12 protein-coding genes are annotated in these 15165 nt (G+C 74.0%); 8 read left to right on the forward strand and 4 right to left on the reverse strand.

Annotated features, from left to right (window positions below):
- Together RVR_RS21480 and RVR_RS21485 are read right to left on the reverse strand one after the other, a co-directional pair.
- Complete coding sequence (locus RVR_RS21480) at positions 1–900, reverse strand: MaoC/PaaZ C-terminal domain-containing protein (RefSeq protein ID WP_202235401.1); 900 nt, start codon at positions 898–900, stop codon at positions 1–3.
- Between the two features lies 1 nt (position 901).
- Positions 902–2245 carry a 3-oxoacyl-ACP reductase gene (locus RVR_RS21485; RefSeq protein ID WP_202235402.1) on the reverse strand — a complete coding sequence of 448 codons (1344 nt, stop codon included), beginning with the start codon at positions 2243–2245 and terminating at the stop codon, positions 902–904.
- Positions 2246–2333: 88 nt separating this feature from the next.
- Here RVR_RS21485 and RVR_RS21490 point away from each other — a divergent pair, with 88 nt between their 5' ends.
- Both RVR_RS21490 and RVR_RS21495 read left to right on the forward strand, forming a co-directional pair.
- Entirely contained in the window at positions 2334–3653 is a 1320-nt protein-coding gene (locus RVR_RS21490) for an acetyl-CoA C-acetyltransferase (RefSeq protein WP_202235403.1), read from the forward strand.
- Positions 3654–3946: 293 nt separating this feature from the next.
- A complete protein-coding gene (locus RVR_RS21495) occupies positions 3947–5833 on the forward strand; it encodes an AMP-dependent synthetase/ligase (RefSeq protein ID WP_202235404.1) in 1887 nt (628 codons plus the stop codon).
- Between the two features lie 134 nt (positions 5834–5967).
- Here RVR_RS21495 and RVR_RS21500 read toward each other — a convergent pair whose 3' ends face one another.
- Positions 5968–6171, reverse strand: a complete 204-nt coding sequence (locus RVR_RS21500) for a cold-shock protein (protein ID WP_103887033.1) — start codon at positions 6169–6171, stop codon at positions 5968–5970.
- 241 nt (positions 6172–6412) lie between these two features.
- Here RVR_RS21500 and RVR_RS21505 point away from each other — a divergent pair, with 241 nt between their 5' ends.
- From RVR_RS21505 to RVR_RS21525, 5 genes are all read left to right on the forward strand, one after another.
- Complete coding sequence (locus RVR_RS21505) at positions 6413–7273, forward strand: menaquinone biosynthetic enzyme MqnA/MqnD family protein (RefSeq protein ID WP_202235405.1); 861 nt, start codon at positions 6413–6415, stop codon at positions 7271–7273.
- A 234-nt stretch (positions 7274–7507) separates the two neighbouring features.
- Positions 7508–8707, forward strand: coding sequence for a cyclic dehypoxanthinyl futalosine synthase (gene mqnC / locus RVR_RS21510; protein WP_202235406.1), 1200 nt, complete (start codon positions 7508–7510; stop codon positions 8705–8707).
- 97 nt (positions 8708–8804) lie between these two features.
- Positions 8805–9503 (forward strand): demethylmenaquinone methyltransferase, encoded by a 699-nt coding sequence (locus RVR_RS21515; protein WP_202235407.1) that lies wholly within the window; start codon positions 8805–8807, stop codon positions 9501–9503.
- Positions 9504–9615: 112 nt separating this feature from the next.
- Positions 9616–11685 (forward strand): zinc ribbon domain-containing protein, encoded by a 2070-nt coding sequence (locus RVR_RS21520; RefSeq protein ID WP_202235408.1) that lies wholly within the window; start codon positions 9616–9618, stop codon positions 11683–11685.
- Between the two features lie 120 nt (positions 11686–11805).
- Positions 11806–13092: a geranylgeranyl reductase family protein gene (locus RVR_RS21525; RefSeq protein ID WP_202235409.1), complete on the forward strand. Its 1287-nt coding sequence runs from the start codon at positions 11806–11808 to the stop codon at positions 13090–13092.
- 183 nt (positions 13093–13275) lie between these two features.
- Here RVR_RS21525 and RVR_RS21530 read toward each other — a convergent pair whose 3' ends face one another.
- Positions 13276–14028 (reverse strand): C40 family peptidase, encoded by a 753-nt coding sequence (locus tag RVR_RS21530; protein WP_237404888.1) that lies wholly within the window; start codon positions 14026–14028, stop codon positions 13276–13278.
- Between the two features lie 726 nt (positions 14029–14754).
- On the opposite strand from RVR_RS21530, the gene RVR_RS21535 reads away from it, so the two are divergent.
- The gene (locus RVR_RS21535; protein WP_103887024.1) at positions 14755–15114 is read left to right on the forward strand and encodes an NADH-quinone oxidoreductase subunit A; all 360 of its coding nucleotides are present in this window, start codon (positions 14755–14757) and stop codon (positions 15112–15114) included.
- Positions 15115–15165 lie beyond the last annotated feature (51 nt).

Consider the following 15165-nt stretch of genomic DNA (forward strand, 5'->3'; position numbering starts at 1 on the left):
TCAGGACGAGCCGGTGAGGTGCACCCCCCGGTGCGAGCGCAGTTCGAAGCGGTCGCCGGACGCGGCGAAGGTCACCGTGGACGGCAGCGGAACCGGTGCCCGGAACTGCGCGCGCACCCGCTCGGTCAGGTCGAGCGCGGCCGCGCAGCGGGCGACGGTCCACATCCCGTGGGCGATCGCCCGGGAGAACCCGAGCGGCCGGGCGGTCAGCGCGTGCAGGTGGATCGGGTTGTAGTCGCCGGACACGCGGGCGTGCTGCCGGCCGAGGCCTGCCGGCAGCCGCCACTCCTCGACCGCGGGCAGTGCCCCGCCCGCGTCCTGCCCGCTGTCCCGCCCACCGTCCGCCTCCGCGTTCCGTCCACCGTCCGCGTCCGCGTCGCGCGCGCCGTCCGCCCCCGGGCCGGAGACCTGCCCGGCCTCCGGCCCGGCGTGCTGCTCCGGCGGGCGATCGGCGGCGTGCCGGGCCAGGTACGTACTGCGGTCGGTCCACACCGCCGCCCCGCCGATACGGGCCTCGGTGACGAGGACCGCCTCCGTACCGCGCCGGTGCGGGCGCAACTCCTCGGCGTGCACGGCGATCTCGGGCCGGTCGTCGACGGTGAGCGGGCGGTGCGCGGTGATCTCGATCGAGGTGTGCACCAGCCCCATCAGCGGTAGCGGGAAGTCCCGGGCGGCCATGACGCGTGCGGCCAGCGGGAACCCGAGGATGTGCGGGTAGGTGAGCGGGACCCGGTCGGCGGCCGGGGAGTAGCCGCAGACCTCGGCGTAGCGGGCCATCCGCGCCGGGTCGATCCGCACCTCCGGCTCGGCGAGCCGCAGCCGCGGCAGCGCGGCACCGGCCGACGGCCGCTTGCCGATCCCGGTCAGCGCGCCGCGCCCCAGGGTGAGCAGCAGGGCCATCTCACGCCCCCAGCAGCGACTGCCCGCAGACGCGGACGACCTGGCCGGTCACCCCGCCGGAGCCGGGCGCCGCGAGCCAGGACACGGTCTCGGCGACGTCCTGCGGCAGGCCGCCCTGGCCGAGGGAGTTCATCCGCCGCCCCGCCTCGCGGATGAACAGCGGTACGGCGGCGGTCATCTTCGTCTCGATGAATCCGGGGGCCACCGCGTTGACGGTGATGCCGCGCCCGCGGACCCCGCTGTCGGCGGCCAGCGCGCGGACGAAGCCGATGACGCCGGCCTTGGAGGCGGCGTAGTTGGTCTGGCCGACGTTGCCGGCGATGCCGGCGATGGACGCGGTGCCGACGATCCGGCCGTGCGGGCGGACCGCGCCGGCCTTGAGCAGGTGGTCGGTGACGCGCAGCACCGAGGCGAGGTTGACCTCGATGACCGTGTCCCAGCCCTCGGCCGTCATGTTGGCGAGCTTGCGGTCGCGGGTGATGCCGGCGTTGTGCACCAGGACGTCCAGGCCGCCGGGCACCGCGGCCGCGATCCGCTCCGCCGCGTCCGGCGCGGTGATGTCCACGGTCAGCGCGGTACCGCCGACCCGCGCCGCGGTGACGGCGAGCGCCTCGGCGGCCTGCGGCACGTCCAGGCAGATCACGTGCGCGCCGTCCCGGGCGAGGGTGGCCGCGACCTCGGCGCCGATGCCGCGGGCCGCGCCGGTGACCAGCGCCGTACGGGTCCCGGCCGCGCCGGTGCCGGCCCGCGCCGCCCCTTCGGCGTCCCCGGCCGCGCCGGCACCCGGCGCGGCGTCCACCCCCGCCTCCCCGGCGCCCGGACCGCCCACCTCCGGGCCGACCTCGATCACCTGCCCACTGACGTAGGCGGACCGGGGCGAGAGCAGGAAGTCCAGAGTGGAGCCGGCGTCGGCGCCGGGCGCGAGCCGGACGAGCTGCACCGTCCTGCCCCGGCCGATCTCCTTGCCGAGCGAGCGGACGAACCCCTCCAACGCCTGCTGGGCGGCGGCCTGGTGGACGTCGGCGCCGTCCGGCCGGGCACCGAGCACCACCACCCGGCCGCTCGCGGCCAGGGTGCGCACCAGCGGGTGCAGGCTGGCGCGGACGGCCCGCAGCCCCGCCGGGTCCGCGATGCCGGTCGCGTCCAGCACCACCGCGGCCGGCGCCGTCCCGCCCGGCGCGGCCGGCGGCGGCGCCTCGCCCGCGGTCAACCGCAGGACGGGGCCGTCGAGTTCAGGCGTCACGGGTGACCAGCGCCGCAGCGCGGCCGGCTGCGGCAGGCCGAGCCGCCGGGTGAGGAAGCGGCCGGGAGCCGTACCGGTGAAGCCGAGATAGCGGTCGGCCATTGGCCTTCTCCTTACTCTGGAGTAAGTTTACCGCCGGTAAGGCTACTGGTGAGTCGTCGCTCCGGCCAAGAGCCCTCAGGAGTTCCGTATGCATACCGTTCGCCGTGTCGCCGTCATCGCCGGCCACCGCATCCCCTTCGCCCGCTCGGACGGCCCCTACGCCACCGCGTCCAACCAGGACATGCTCACCGCCGCGCTCGACGGCCTGGCCGAGCGGACCGGACTGGCCGGCCGCGAGGGCGGCGCGCGGGCCGGAGCCGGCCCGGTGGTGGGGGAGTTCGCGGCCGGCGCCGTGCTCAAGCACGCCCGCGACTTCAACCTCGCCCGGGAGACCGTGCTCGGCTCGGTCCTCGAGCCGACCACCCCCGCCTACGACGTCCAGCAGGCGTGCGGCACCGGCCTGCAAGCGGTCTTCGCGGTCGCCGCCAAGATCGCGCTCGGGGTGATCGACTCCGGCATCGCGGGCGGCGCCGACACCACCAGCGACGCCCCGCTCGGCGTCAACGACGAGCTGCGCCGCACCCTGCTCGCCGCCCGCCGGGCGAAGTCCCTCGGCGGGCGGGCCCGCGCGCTCGCCGGGGTGCGCCCGCGCCACGTGGTGCCCGACATGCCGCGCAACGCCGAGCCGCGCACCGGCCTGTCGATGGGCGAGCACGCCGCGCTCACCGCGGAGCGGTGGGGCATCACCCGCGCCGCCCAGGACGAACTGGCCGCCGCCAGCCACCGCAACCTGGCCGCCGCCTACGACCGCGGCTTCTTCGCGTCCCTGGTCGGTCCGTACCGCGGCCTGGACCGCGACCAGAACCTGCGGCCCGACTCCAGCCCCGAGAAGCTCGCCCGGCTGCGGCCGGTCTACGGCGGCCCCGGCGGCACCATGACCGCGGGCAACTCCACCCCGCTGTCCGACGGCGCGGCGGTGGTGCTGCTCGGCTCCGAGGAGTGGGCGGCGCGGCGCGGGCTGACCCCGCTGGCGTACCTCACCGCCTACGAGACGGCCGCGGTGGACTTCGTCGCCGGCCGCCCCGACACCGACGGGCTGCTCATGGCGCCGGCCTACGCGGTGCCGCGGATGCTGGCGCGGGCCGGCCTCCGCCTGGGCGACTTCGACCTCTACGAGATCCACGAGGCGTTCGCGTCCCAGGTGCTGGCCACCCTGGCGGCGTGGGAGGACAAGGCGTTCTGCGCCGAGCGGCTCGGGCTGGCCGAGCCGCTCGGCGCGATCGACCGCTCCCGGCTGAACGTGGCGGGCTCCTCGCTCGCCACCGGACACCCCTTCGCCGCGACCGGGGCGCGGATCGTGGCGACGCTGGCCCACCTCCTCGCCGAGCGGGACGCCCCGGGGCGCGGCCTCATCTCCATCTGCGCGGCGGGCGGGCAGGGAGTGACGGCGATCCTCGAACGCGCCTGAGGGCTGTGCGGCGGGTCCTGCCGGGCCCGCGACGCCCGGCGCCGCACCTCCCCGCGTTGTCGAACCCTCCACGTACGACCCGGTCCACGTACGACCCGGTCCACGTACGACCCGGTGCGCGGACGGTTCTCCGCCGCGCGGTGCACGGCACCGGACGTCGCGCGCCCGACCGGCACGATCCGCCGGACAGGCCCTGACGGCGCGCCGGTGATCCTCGAAGACGCCCGGGCCGGCCACGGGGTCCGCGCCCCCCGCACGGAAGCTCAATCACCCTCACCTTTCAGGAGCCGTAGATGTCAACTGGAGCAGGGCAACCGGCGAGTCCGGCACCGAACGTGGTGGCCGAGGCGGGGCGGACCGTGCAGGTGGCGGTGCCTCCCCTGGTCGATCCCCCGACGAGCGGGAGCCTGGCCGACATCCCCTTCACGAACGCGCGGGAGGCCCCGCGGGACACCGTGCTGAGCCGGGAGGCGGCGGACGGGACCTGGCACGACGTGAGCGCGGCCGAGTTCCGCGCGGAGGTGACCGCCGTCGCCAAGGGGCTGGTCGCCGCCGGGCTGAAGCCCGGTGAGCGGCTGGCGATCATGGCCCGCACCAGCTACGCGTGGACGCTGTTGGACTTCGCGGGATGGGCCGCCGGCCTGGTGACCGTGCCCATCTACCCGACCTCGTCCGCGTCGCAGACCGCGTGGATCCTCGGCGACTCGGGCGCCGCCGCGTGCGCGGTGGAGAACGTGGAGCAGTCCCGGCTGGTCACCGGGCGGCGGTCCGAACTGCCCGGGCTGCGCCACCTGTGGCAACTGGACGCCGGCGCGATCGCGCAGCTCGGCGCGGACGGCGCGGACCTGCCGGACGCGCTGGTCACCTCGCGGCGGCAGGCCCTGACCCCGTCGAGCACCGCCACGCTGATCTACACCTCGGGCACCACCGGCCGCCCCAAGGGCTGCGTGCTCACCCACGGCAACTTCTTCGCCGAGGTCGACAACGCGATCGAGCTGCTGCACCCGGTCTTCAAGTCGGTGAGCACCGAGCCGGCCTCCACGCTGCTCTTCCTGCCGCTCTCCCACGTCTTCGGGCGGATGGTCGCGGTCGGCTGCCTGCGCGCCCGGGTCCGGCTCGGCCACGCGCCGAGCATCGCCACCGAGGACCTGCTCGCGGACCTGGCCGGCTTCCAGCCGACCTTCCTGCTGGCCATCCCGTACGTGCTGGAGAAGGTCTACAACACCGGCCGGGCCACCGCGGAGAAGATGGGCCGGGCCGCGTCCTTCGACCGTGCCGCCTCGATCGCGCAGCGTTACGGCCGGGCGCTGGCCGCCCGGCAGACCGGCACCGGCCCCGGACCGTCGCTCGGCCTGCGGATGGCACACGCGCTGTACGACCCGCTGGTCTACCGCCGGATACGCGCCGCACTGGGCGGCAGGGTCCGGTACGCGATCTGCGGCGGCTCCCCGCTGGGCGAGCGGCTGAGCGCCTTCTACGCGGGCGCCGGGGTGATGGTCTTCGAGGGGTACGGCCTGACCGAGACCACCGCCGCCGCCACCGTGACACCGCCGCTGGCGCCGCGGCTGGGCACCGTGGGGCAGCCGCTGCCGGGCACCGCGGTGCGGATCGCCGAGGACGGCGAGGTGCTGCTGCGCGGCGGGCAGGTCTTCACCGGCTACTGGAACCACGCCGGCGGGGTGCCGCACGTGGACGGCTGGTTCCCCACCGGGGACATCGGCGAGCTGGACGAGGACGGGTACCTGCGGATCACCGGCCGGAAGAAGGAGATCCTGATCACGGCGGGCGGCAAGAACGTGGCGCCGGCGCCGCTGGAGGACCGGCTGCGGGCCCACCCGCTGGTCGGCCAGTGCATGGTGGTCGGCGACAACCGGCCGTTCGTGACCGCGCTGATCACGCTGGAGGCGGACGGCCTCACGCACTGGCGGCGGATGCGGCGCAAGGAGGGGGTGCCCTCCGCCGACCTCGTCACCGATCCCGACCTGCTCGCCGACCTGCAGAAGGCGGTGGACGACGCGAACTCCACGGTGTCCCGTGCCGAGTCGATCCGGGCCTTCCGGGTGCTGCCGGTGGACTTCACGGAGGAGAGCGGCCACCTCACCCCGTCGATGAAGCTCAAGCGCTCCGCGGTCGCGGCGGACTTCGCCGACACCATTGAGGACCTCTACCGCCGCAGGTAGGCCGGCCGACCGGCCCCGCCCGGAGGCGAGAGGGCGGAAGGAAAAAGGCAGGGGCCCCGCATCAGATGCGGGGCCCCTTGGTACTGCAGGTTCTGGGCGCGATCGCGCCGCTGTCCGACCGATCTAGTGGAGGACTAGTTCGGGGTGACGTTCTCCGCCTGCGGGCCCTTCGGGCCCTGGGTGACGTCGAAGGTCACCGGCTGGTTCTCCTCGAGGGAGCGGAAGCCGGTCGCGTTGATCGCGGAGTAGTGAACGAAGACATCCGGGCCGCCGCCGTCCTGGGCGATGAAGCCGAAGCCCTTTTCAGCGTTGAACCACTTCACGGTTCCGGTAGCCATAAAGCCCTCCTTGGGCCCAAAGGGTTGCCCTGCTCCAGAACCTGCAACTGCGAAGTCTGAAAACTACAAAAGCCCGCGGGTTACATGATCCGCAGGCCTTGTACTGCAAGGAAACCAAACTGCAACTTGCGTCGAGCCTAGCATGGGGGGCCGGGGCACGGAAGGGTTGCAAGATCCTTCCTACGGCTTGCCGGGGCACCCCCGCACAGCGCCGCGCGGACCCAGGAGTAGCGTCCGGCATATGGACACAACCGCGCGTGAAAGCGACAGCGACCGGGTCCGCCCCCGGGTCGGCCACATCCAGTTCCTGAACTGCACCCCGCTGTACTGGGGACTGGCCAGGACCGGTGCGCTGCTGGACGTGGAGCTGACGAAGGACACCCCGGAGAAGCTCAGCGCCCAGCTCGTCGACGGCGATCTGGACATCGGCCCGATCACCCTCATGGAGTACCTCAAGCACGCTGACCGGCTCGTGGCGCTGCCCGACATCGCGGTGGGCTGCGACGGCCCGGTGATGTCGTGCGTCATCGTCAGCCAGCTCCCGCTGGACCGGCTGGACGGCCAGCGGGTGGCGCTCGGCTCCACCAGCCGCACCTCCGTGCGCCTCGCCGAGCTGCTGCTCGCCGAGCGGTACGGCGTCAGCCCCGAGTACTACCGCTGCCCGCCCGACCTCTCGCTGATGATGCAGGAGGCCGAGGCCGCGGTGCTGATCGGCGACGCCGCCCTGCGCGCCTCCCTGCACGACGCGCCCCGGCTCGGGCTGGCCGTCCACGACCTCGGGCAGATGTGGAAGGACTGGACCGGGCTGCCCTTCGTCTTCGCCGTCTGGGCGACCCGGCGGGACTACCTCGCCGCGCACCCCGACGCCGTGCGCGACGTGCACCGGGCGTTCCTCGCCTCCCGCGACCTCTCCCTGGTGGAGGTCGACAAGGTCGCCGAACAGGCGGCGCGCTGGGAGGCGTTCGACGAGGACCTGCTGCGCAACTACTTCACCACGCTGGACTTCTCCCTCGGCGCGCCCCAGCAGGCCGGCATCTCCGAGTTCGCACGTCGCGTCGGCTTCCCGCCGGGTGCGGGCGTCGACCTGCTGCCCCCGGCCTGACCGTCCCATCCCGCCCCGCCCGGCCCCGTCCGACGCTCCACCCGGCTCTGCCGCGCCGGTGCCGACGTGCCCGGCCGCCCGGCCCGACGCTCCCGCCGGGCCGGGCGCCGGGCGCCGCCGTCCGCGCGCGGCCGAGGGGCGCCCATCTCCTCCCGTACGGCACCGGTGAGGGCACCGCCGACCCCTGGCGTACGCTGAACCGGTCCGATCCCGTCCTCCGAAGGGCCTGCCACGGTGACCTCTCCGACCGACCTCGCAGCCGTCCTCGACCGCGCCGCCGCAGGGGGCAGGATCACCCCGGAGGAGGCGCTCGACGTCTACCGGTCCGCGCCGCTGCACGCGCTGGGGGCCGCGGCCGACGCGGTGCGGCGCAGGCGGTTCGCCGGCACCGAGCACATCGCGACGTACATCATCGAGCGCAACATCAACTACACGAACGTCTGCGTCACCGCGTGCAAGTTCTGCGCGTTCTACGCGGCGCCCAAGGACACCGCGAAGGGCTGGAGCCGCGGGCTCGACGACATCCTGCGCCGCTGCGCGGAGACCGTCGAACTCGGCGGCACCCAGATCATGTTCCAGGGCGGCCACCACCCGGACTACGGCGTCGAGTACTACGAGGAGCACTTCGCCGCGATCAAGCGCGAGTTCCCGCAGCTTGTGATCCACTCGCTCGGTGCGTCGGAGATCGACCACATGGCGCGGGTCTCCGGGGTCAGCGCGGAGGAGGCGATCCGCCGCATCCACGCCGCCGGGCTCGACTCGTTCGCCGGCGCCGGCGCCGAACTCCTGCCGGAGCGGCCGCGGAAGGCGATCGCGCCGCTGAAGGAGTCCGGCGAGCGGTGGCTGGAGATCATGGAGACGGCCCACCGCCTGGGCGTGGAGTCCACCACGACCATGCTCATGGGCACCGGTGAGACGAACGCGGAGCGGATCGAGCACCTGCGGATGATCCGCGACGTGCAGGACCGCACCGGCGGGTTCCGGGCCTTCATCCCGTACACCTACCAGCCGGAGAACAACCACCTGAAGGGGCAGACGCAGGCGACCCTCTTCGAGTACCTGCGGATGATCGCGATCGCGCGGCTCTTCCTGGACAACGTCGCCCACATCCAGGGGTCCTGGCTGACCACCGGCAAGGAGGTCGGCCAGCTCTCGCTGCACTACGGCGCCGACGACCTCGGCTCGGTCATGCTGGAGGAGAACGTGGTCTCCTCGGCCGGGGCGAAGCACCGCTCCAACCGGATGGAGCTGATCCACCTGATCCGCGCTGCCGGGCGCGTGCCCGCGCAGCGCGCGACCACCTACGAGCACCTCGTGGTCCACGACGACCCGGCGAACGACCCGGTCGACGACCACGTCGTCTCGCACCTGTCCTCGACCGCGATCGAGGGCGGCACCGCGCACCCCGAACTCAAGCTCCTCGACGCCCGCTGAGCCCCCGCGCCGCGGGGCCGGCCCGCCGCCGGGCGGTGTGCCGGGGCACGGCGGGGCCGGGCGGGCGGCCGGCGGCGCACCCCGTAGGGTGGTGCGGGTGACACGGGCCTCGCTGGAGAAGCAGCCGCAGGACGTCGCCGCGATGTTCGACGGCGTGGCGGCGAAGTACGACCTGACGAACGACGTGCTGTCGCTCGGCCAGACCCGCCTGTGGCGGCGGGCCGTGGCGCAGGCGCTCGACGTGCGGCCGGGGGAGCGGGTGCTCGACCTCGGCGCGGGCACCGCGACCTCGTCGCTGCCCTTCGCGGCCGCCGGCGCGTACGTCGTACCGTGCGACTTCTCCCTCGGCATGCTGCGCGAGGGCAAGGGCCGCCACCCCGAACTGCCGCTCACCGCGGGCGACGCGACCCGGCTGCCGTTCGCGGACGGGGTGTTCGACGCGGTGACCATCTCCTTCGCGCTGCGCAACGTGCAGGACGTCGACGCGGCGCTGCGCGAGATGCGGCGGGTGGCCAGGCCCGGCGGGCGCCTGGTGATCTGCGAGTTCAGCCATCCGACGCTCCGGCCGCTGCGCACCGTGTACACGGAGTACCTGATGCGCGCGCTGCCCCCGGTGGCGACCAGGGTGAGCAGCAACCCGGACGCCTACGTGTACCTCGCCGAGTCCATCCGCGCCTGGCCCGACCAGCGGGCGCTGGCCGGGCGGTTGAAGGACGCGGGCTGGGCGGGCGTGGCCTGGCGGAACCTGACCGGCGGGATCGTGGCGCTGCACCGGGGGACGAACGGGCGGGCCTGACCTCCCCTCCCCCGAACCGGAGTCCGACGTTCCGGGTGGTTGTGGCCGGTAGGGGCCGTATGCTGCCTTGTCCGCGGGGGGACAGCAGCCCCGCCATGCCCCGGAGTTGCCGATGCCCTTCTGCCCCGCTTGCGGGAACCAGGTCGCCGAGGCGGAGGGCAACCGCTTCTGCCCGCGCTGCGGCCGAGACCTGACCGCGCCCTCGCTCCCGGCGCAGCCCCCGACGGCGGCGCCCGCGCCCCCGCAGGTCGGGTCGCCTCCGCCGCCACCCCCACCACCGCCGTACGGCGCCCCGCCCGGGCAGGTGCCGCTGCCGCCCGGGCCGTCCGGGCCGCCCGGCTTCGGGCCGGGCTACCCGCCGCCCGCGCCGGTCGGACCCTCGCCCGCCGCGGTGTTCGTGCGCCGGGTGTTCACCGGCCGCTGGGAGGGACCGCTGCTGGTCGCGCTCGGCCCGGCGCTCACCGTGGTCGCGGCCGCCCTGGCGATAGCGGGCGCCGCGGGCGCGGCGCTGCCCAGCGGCACCATCGGCATGGCCACCCGCACCCGGGCCGCCCTCGCGGCGCTGGTCCAGGGCCTGGGCGGGAACCTCCACGCGAGCACGACCTACACCGACGACGACGTGTTCGGCGACTCGGACGACGGGGACGGCGACGACGACCCGTCCGACGGCGGCAGTGACGGCTTCGACTTCTCCGACGGCGGCAGCGACGGGTTCGACGACGGGTCGGACGGCGGCAGCGACGGGTTCGACGACGGGTCGGACGGTTACGACGACGGTTCCGACGGGTTCGACGACGGGTCGGACGGGTTCGACGACGGAAGCGACGGCTACGACACGGACGGCTCGGACGGCTACGACAGCGACGGGTCCGACGGCTACGACGACGGCAGCGACGGCTACGACAGCGGCTCCGACGGCGCCGACGGCAGCGACATCGGCTACACGATGAGCGGCAGCGGCGGCGACGGCCACTCGCACACCCTCCACGCCTCGTTCTCGGTGCTGCCCTGGACCGTCACCCTGGTCTGGGTCCTGGTGCTGGTGCTCGGCCTGCGCGCGCTGCGCCGGCGGCAGCTCGGCGCTGCCGCCGCCGCGGGCGCCGCTCCGGAGGCGACCGCCGACAGCGCGGCCGCCGCCGTGCGCGTCGCGCTGCTCGCCGCCGCCGCGGTGCTCGCCATCGGCTTCTTCGCCGAACCCCACATCGGCGTCGCGCACTTCACCACCGCGCCGTTCCTCGCCGCGCTGTGGACCTTCGTGCTCAGCCTGGTGACCGCGCTGGTCGTGCTGTGCCGCCCGGCGCTCAACGGCTGGCTGGCCGCGCGGCCCGGCGCCGCGGCCACCTACCGGGTGGCGGCCACCACGGCGATCGCCCTGCTGGCCACCCTGTTCGTCGCCGGGGTCGCGGTCTTCGTGATCGCGGCCGCGCACTACCACGACCTCACCGGGTGGGGCGTGGCCGCGGCCGCGCTGCTGCTGGTCAACCTGGGTGTGTCCGGGCTGGGGTTGGGCTGGGGCGCGCCGTTCCGGCTCGGCACCGGCGAGGGTTCGTCCGCCCGGCACGTCTCCTTCGGGCTGGGGGACCTCGACCACGTGTGGGGCGGCTGGTCGGTGGCCGGCACCGTCGCGGGCGGGCTGTGCTGCGCGCTGCTGATCGGGGTGCTCGCGGTCCGGCGCAACCGCGGCCGGCCCGAGCAGTTCGCGGTGGCCGCGCTGTTCACGGTCCTGCTGGTGGTCCTGGCCGCGGTCAGCGGCGCGCACACCGGCGGCGACGAGGGCTCGGGCCTCGGCGGTGTGCTCGAGCACTCCAGCGCGCACACCGAAGTGCCGCAACTGCTCGGGCTCGGCCTGCTGTGGACGTTCGGCGGCGTGCTGGTGGCGCCCTACGTCTGGCGGGTGTTCGGCGGCCGGATGCCGCCGGCGGCGTACGCGGAAGCGGGCGCCCCGTCCCCGTACGCCCCCGGCGGGACGTACGGCGGGGCGTACGGTGCCGCCCCGGGCGCCGCGCCCACCGGTGCGCCCGGCGCGCCCGGTGCCGTGGTCCCGCCGCAACCCGCCCCGCCGGCCGGGGCGTACGGTCCGCCGCAGCCGCCCGGCCCGGCCGGGCCCGCGGAGCCCACCGTGCACGACCTCGGCGTGGTGGAGCCGGACCGGCTGCGCAAGCAGCCGCCCGACCACCGCTGACGGGCCGTCCCCCCGAGAGCCGCCGCTCCGCACGGAGCGGCGGCCTCATACACTCGGCATGACGTCCGCTGCCGGCGTCCAGCGCCGGCAACAGCCCCACGCCGAACCGGGAGAGCCCACGTGACCGACACCGCCCTGTCCGAGCGCAGCGCCGACGTGATCGTCGTCGGCGCCGGTCCCGCCGGTTCGACGACCGCCTACTACCTGGCCAAGTCCGGCCTCGACGTCCTGCTGCTGGAGAAGACCGCCTTCCCGCGCGAGAAGGTCTGCGGCGACGGGCTGACCCCGCGCGCCACCAAACAGCTCGTCCAGATGGGCATCGACGTCTCGGAGGAGGCGGGCTGGCTGCGCAACAAGGGCCTGCGCATCATCAGCGGCGGCATGCGGCTGGAGATGGACTGGCCGGAGCTGGCCGCCTACCCGGACTACGGACTGGTGCGCCGGCGCGACGACTTCGACCAGTTGCTCGCCCAGCAGGCCGTCAAGGCCGGCGCCCGGCTGTACGAGCGGTGCAACGTGGGAGCGCCGATCGTCGACGAGCGCACCGGGCGGATCACCGGCGTCACCACCAAGCTCGGCGAGGAGAAGACCCCGGCCGCCTTCCACGCGCCGCTGGTGGTCGCCGCGGACGGCAACTCCACCCGGCTGTCGCTGGCGATGGGCCTGCACCGGCGCGACGACCGCCCGATGGGCGTCGCGGTGCGGACGTACTTCACCTCGCCCCGGCACGAGGACGACTACCTCGAATCCTGGCTGGAGCTGTGGGACCGGCGCGGCGCCGCGCCCCGCCAGCTCCCCGGCTACGGCTGGATCTTCGGCCTCGGCGACGGGACCTCCAACGTGGGCCTGGGCATCCTCGACTCCTCGGCGGCCTTCCGCGAGCTGGACTGGCGCGAGGTGCTCAAGGCGTGGGTCGGCTCCATGCCCGAGGACTGGGGCTTCACCCCGGAGAACATGACCGGGCCGATCCGCGGCGCCGCGCTGCCGATGGCCTTCAACCGCCAGCCGCACTACACCCGCGGCCTGCTGCTGGTCGGCGACGCCGGCGGGCTGGTCAACCCGTTCAACGGCGAGGGCATCGCCTACGCGATGGAATCCGGCCAGCTCGCGGCCGACGTGATCACCCAGGCGCACGCGCGGGCCGGCGCCGCGCAGCGCGAACTCGCGCTCGCCGCCTACCCGCGCATCCTCAAGGACACCTACGGCGGCTACTACAACCTCGGCCGCGCCTTCGTGAAGCTGATCGGCAACCCGAAGGTCCTCCAGCTCTGCACCCAGCGCGGCCTGACCCACCCGATGCTGATGCGCTTCTGCCTGAAGCTGCTGGCCAACCTCACCGACCCCACCGGCGGCGACGCGATGGACCGCATCATCAACGGCCTCACCAAGATCACCCCGCGCGCCTGACCGCGGCGCCCCGCCACCCGCTCCCGGCGGCCCGGGCGTCCGTGACCCCGGGCGTCCGGCAGACGGGGAACAACCGCGCACGAACCGGCGGGAGGCGGCCGCGCCGAGCCTGGTCGGGGCATGGCGCGGCCGCCTCCCGCCGTTGTCGGGGGAGCGGTGCGAGGGGCGCGCGGGGAGCGCGGCTCAGAGGACGTCGACCGCCCAGTCGGGCATGTAGTCCGCGAGCTGGTGGATGGCGACCGGCGTGGACGGGTTGGCCGCGTCCAGGTACTGGCCGTCGCCGATGAAGACGCCCACGTGGTAGGCGCTGCCCTCGCCGCCCCAGAAGACGAGGTCGCCGGGCTGGAGGGCGGAGATCGAGACGGGCGTGCCGGCGGTCGACTGCTCCTGCGAGGTCCGCGGGATGTCGACGCCCACGGAGGCGAACGCCGCCTGGGTCAGGCCCGAGCAGTCGTAGGAGTCGGGACCGCTGGCGCCGTACACGTAGGGCTTGCCGATCTGGGACTTCAGGAACGCGATCAGCCGGTCGACCTTGCTGGACGAGGCCGCGGCGACGGGCGTGGTGGACGTCGTGGTGGACGTCGTGGTCGCGGTCGGCGTCGCGGTGGCCGAGTCCTGCCCGGACGAGCCGGACCCGGTGCTGCCGCCGGCGCGCGAAGCGGCTCGGGCCCTGGCCGCCTTCGCGGCCGCCTCGGCCTTCCGCAGCGCGGCCTTGTGGGCCTTGGCGGCGGTCTTCGCCGCGTCGGCGGCGGCCTTCTCCTGGTCCGCGGACAGGGCGGCGGCCAGCGCTTCGCGTTCCAGGGCGGCGACGGCCTGCTGGGCGGAGGCCGCCGTGGACAGCGTGGCCGCGCGGGCGTCGGGCTCGTGCGCGGAGCGGGTGTCCTGCGCGGTGGCCGCCCGGGCGGCCGCGGTGGTGTGGTGCGTGGTATCGGCCATGGCCGGAGCGGCCGCGCCGCACAGGGCGAACGCGCTGACGACACCGCCGACGAGTCCGGCCCGGCGAACCCAGTTCGGGTCACGGGGCGCCGCGTGCCGTCGGCGGCCGGTATGGGGTTGCGTGTCGGACAGCTGTGTCCGGGTTGTGTTCGGGGACATGCGTCTCTGGCTATCAGGAACGAATGGTTCCGTTCAATAAAGGTGGGATGCGCCACAGTTGACGTGCGCACGGCTCAATTGCCCGATTCGTGATCTTGCCTGACGAGTGCTTTGATCCGTTTTCACAGCTCCGGTTCCGTATGTGCTCGTGCACGCGTTCACGCGCCCCGTTCCAGGGGATCGGCGGGCCGGCCGGGTCGATCGGGTGGCGCTATCACGTCGTTCGGTCCATCGCCAATTTGCCTGTAACGTCCACTGTCTGGTAGTGGAATCGCGGCTCTGACCAGCGAAGACGCCCGTGGATGTGACGTCAGGTGATGGTTCGGGTGCCATCCGCCGCAAGATCACCGCTCGTCCGACGTGATGATCGTTCGTCAGGTGGTGGAGATCACAAAGTCGGTGCTGACCCCCGTGTCGCAGATCACAGACCGGGAGGCATAGTATGCAGGCGGCTTGGGCTTGTGAACTGCCTCACATGGCCGCGATCTTCGCGCCTTCGTGACGTGGTGCGCCGGTCCGGGCACGGTCCGTACATCAGTCACAGTCGACTGGAAGGAGCGGGGGACGGTGAACGCCTACGCGCCCATCCTCGTGCTGGGCGGCCTCGCGGCCGGCTTCGCGATCTTCTCCGTTTTCATGGCCTCGATCATCGGGCCGAAACGGTACAACCGGGCCAAGTTGGAAGCCTACGAGTGCGGCATCGAGCCCACTCCGCAGCCGGCCGGCGGTGGCCGCTTCCCGATCAAGTACTACCTGACGGCGATGCTCTTCATCGTCTTCGACATCGAGATCGTCTTCCTCTATCCCTGGGCGGTCACCTTCGACCGGCTGGGGATGTTCGGGCTCGTCGAGATGCTCCTCTTCGTGCTCACCGTCTTCGTCGCCTACGCCTACGTCTGGAGGCGCGGCGGCCTGGAGTGGGACTAGCAGTTCCGGCAACTGACGGCGACCAGGGGACCGAGGAGACCAGGAGCAACC

The sequence above is a fragment of the Streptomyces sp. SN-593 genome (genome assembly GCF_016756395.1).
In the GTDB taxonomy this organism is placed as follows: domain Bacteria; phylum Actinomycetota; class Actinomycetes; order Streptomycetales; family Streptomycetaceae; genus Actinacidiphila; species Actinacidiphila reveromycinica.

Excerpts from the sequence above, each read along its gene's own strand:
- RVR_RS21530 (WP_237404888.1), bottom strand. The coding sequence starts at position 14,028 with ATGGCCGATACCACGCACCACACCACCGCGGCCGCCCGGGCGGCCACC.
- RVR_RS21495 (WP_202235404.1), top strand. The coding sequence starts at position 3,947 with ATGTCAACTGGAGCAGGGCAACCGGCGAGTCCGGCACCGAACGTGGTG.
- RVR_RS21490 (WP_202235403.1), top strand. The coding sequence starts at position 2,334 with ATGCATACCGTTCGCCGTGTCGCCGTCATCGCCGGCCACCGCATCCCC.
- RVR_RS21520 (WP_202235408.1), top strand. The coding sequence starts at position 9,616 with ATGCCCTTCTGCCCCGCTTGCGGGAACCAGGTCGCCGAGGCGGAGGGC.
- RVR_RS21485 (WP_202235402.1), bottom strand. The coding sequence starts at position 2,245 with ATGGCCGACCGCTATCTCGGCTTCACCGGTACGGCTCCCGGCCGCTTC.
- RVR_RS21505 (WP_202235405.1), top strand. The coding sequence starts at position 6,413 with ATGGACACAACCGCGCGTGAAAGCGACAGCGACCGGGTCCGCCCCCGG.
- RVR_RS21500 (WP_103887033.1), bottom strand. The coding sequence starts at position 6,171 with ATGGCTACCGGAACCGTGAAGTGGTTCAACGCTGAAAAGGGCTTCGGC.
- RVR_RS21480 (WP_202235401.1), bottom strand. The coding sequence starts at position 900 with ATGGCCCTGCTGCTCACCCTGGGGCGCGGCGCGCTGACCGGGATCGGC.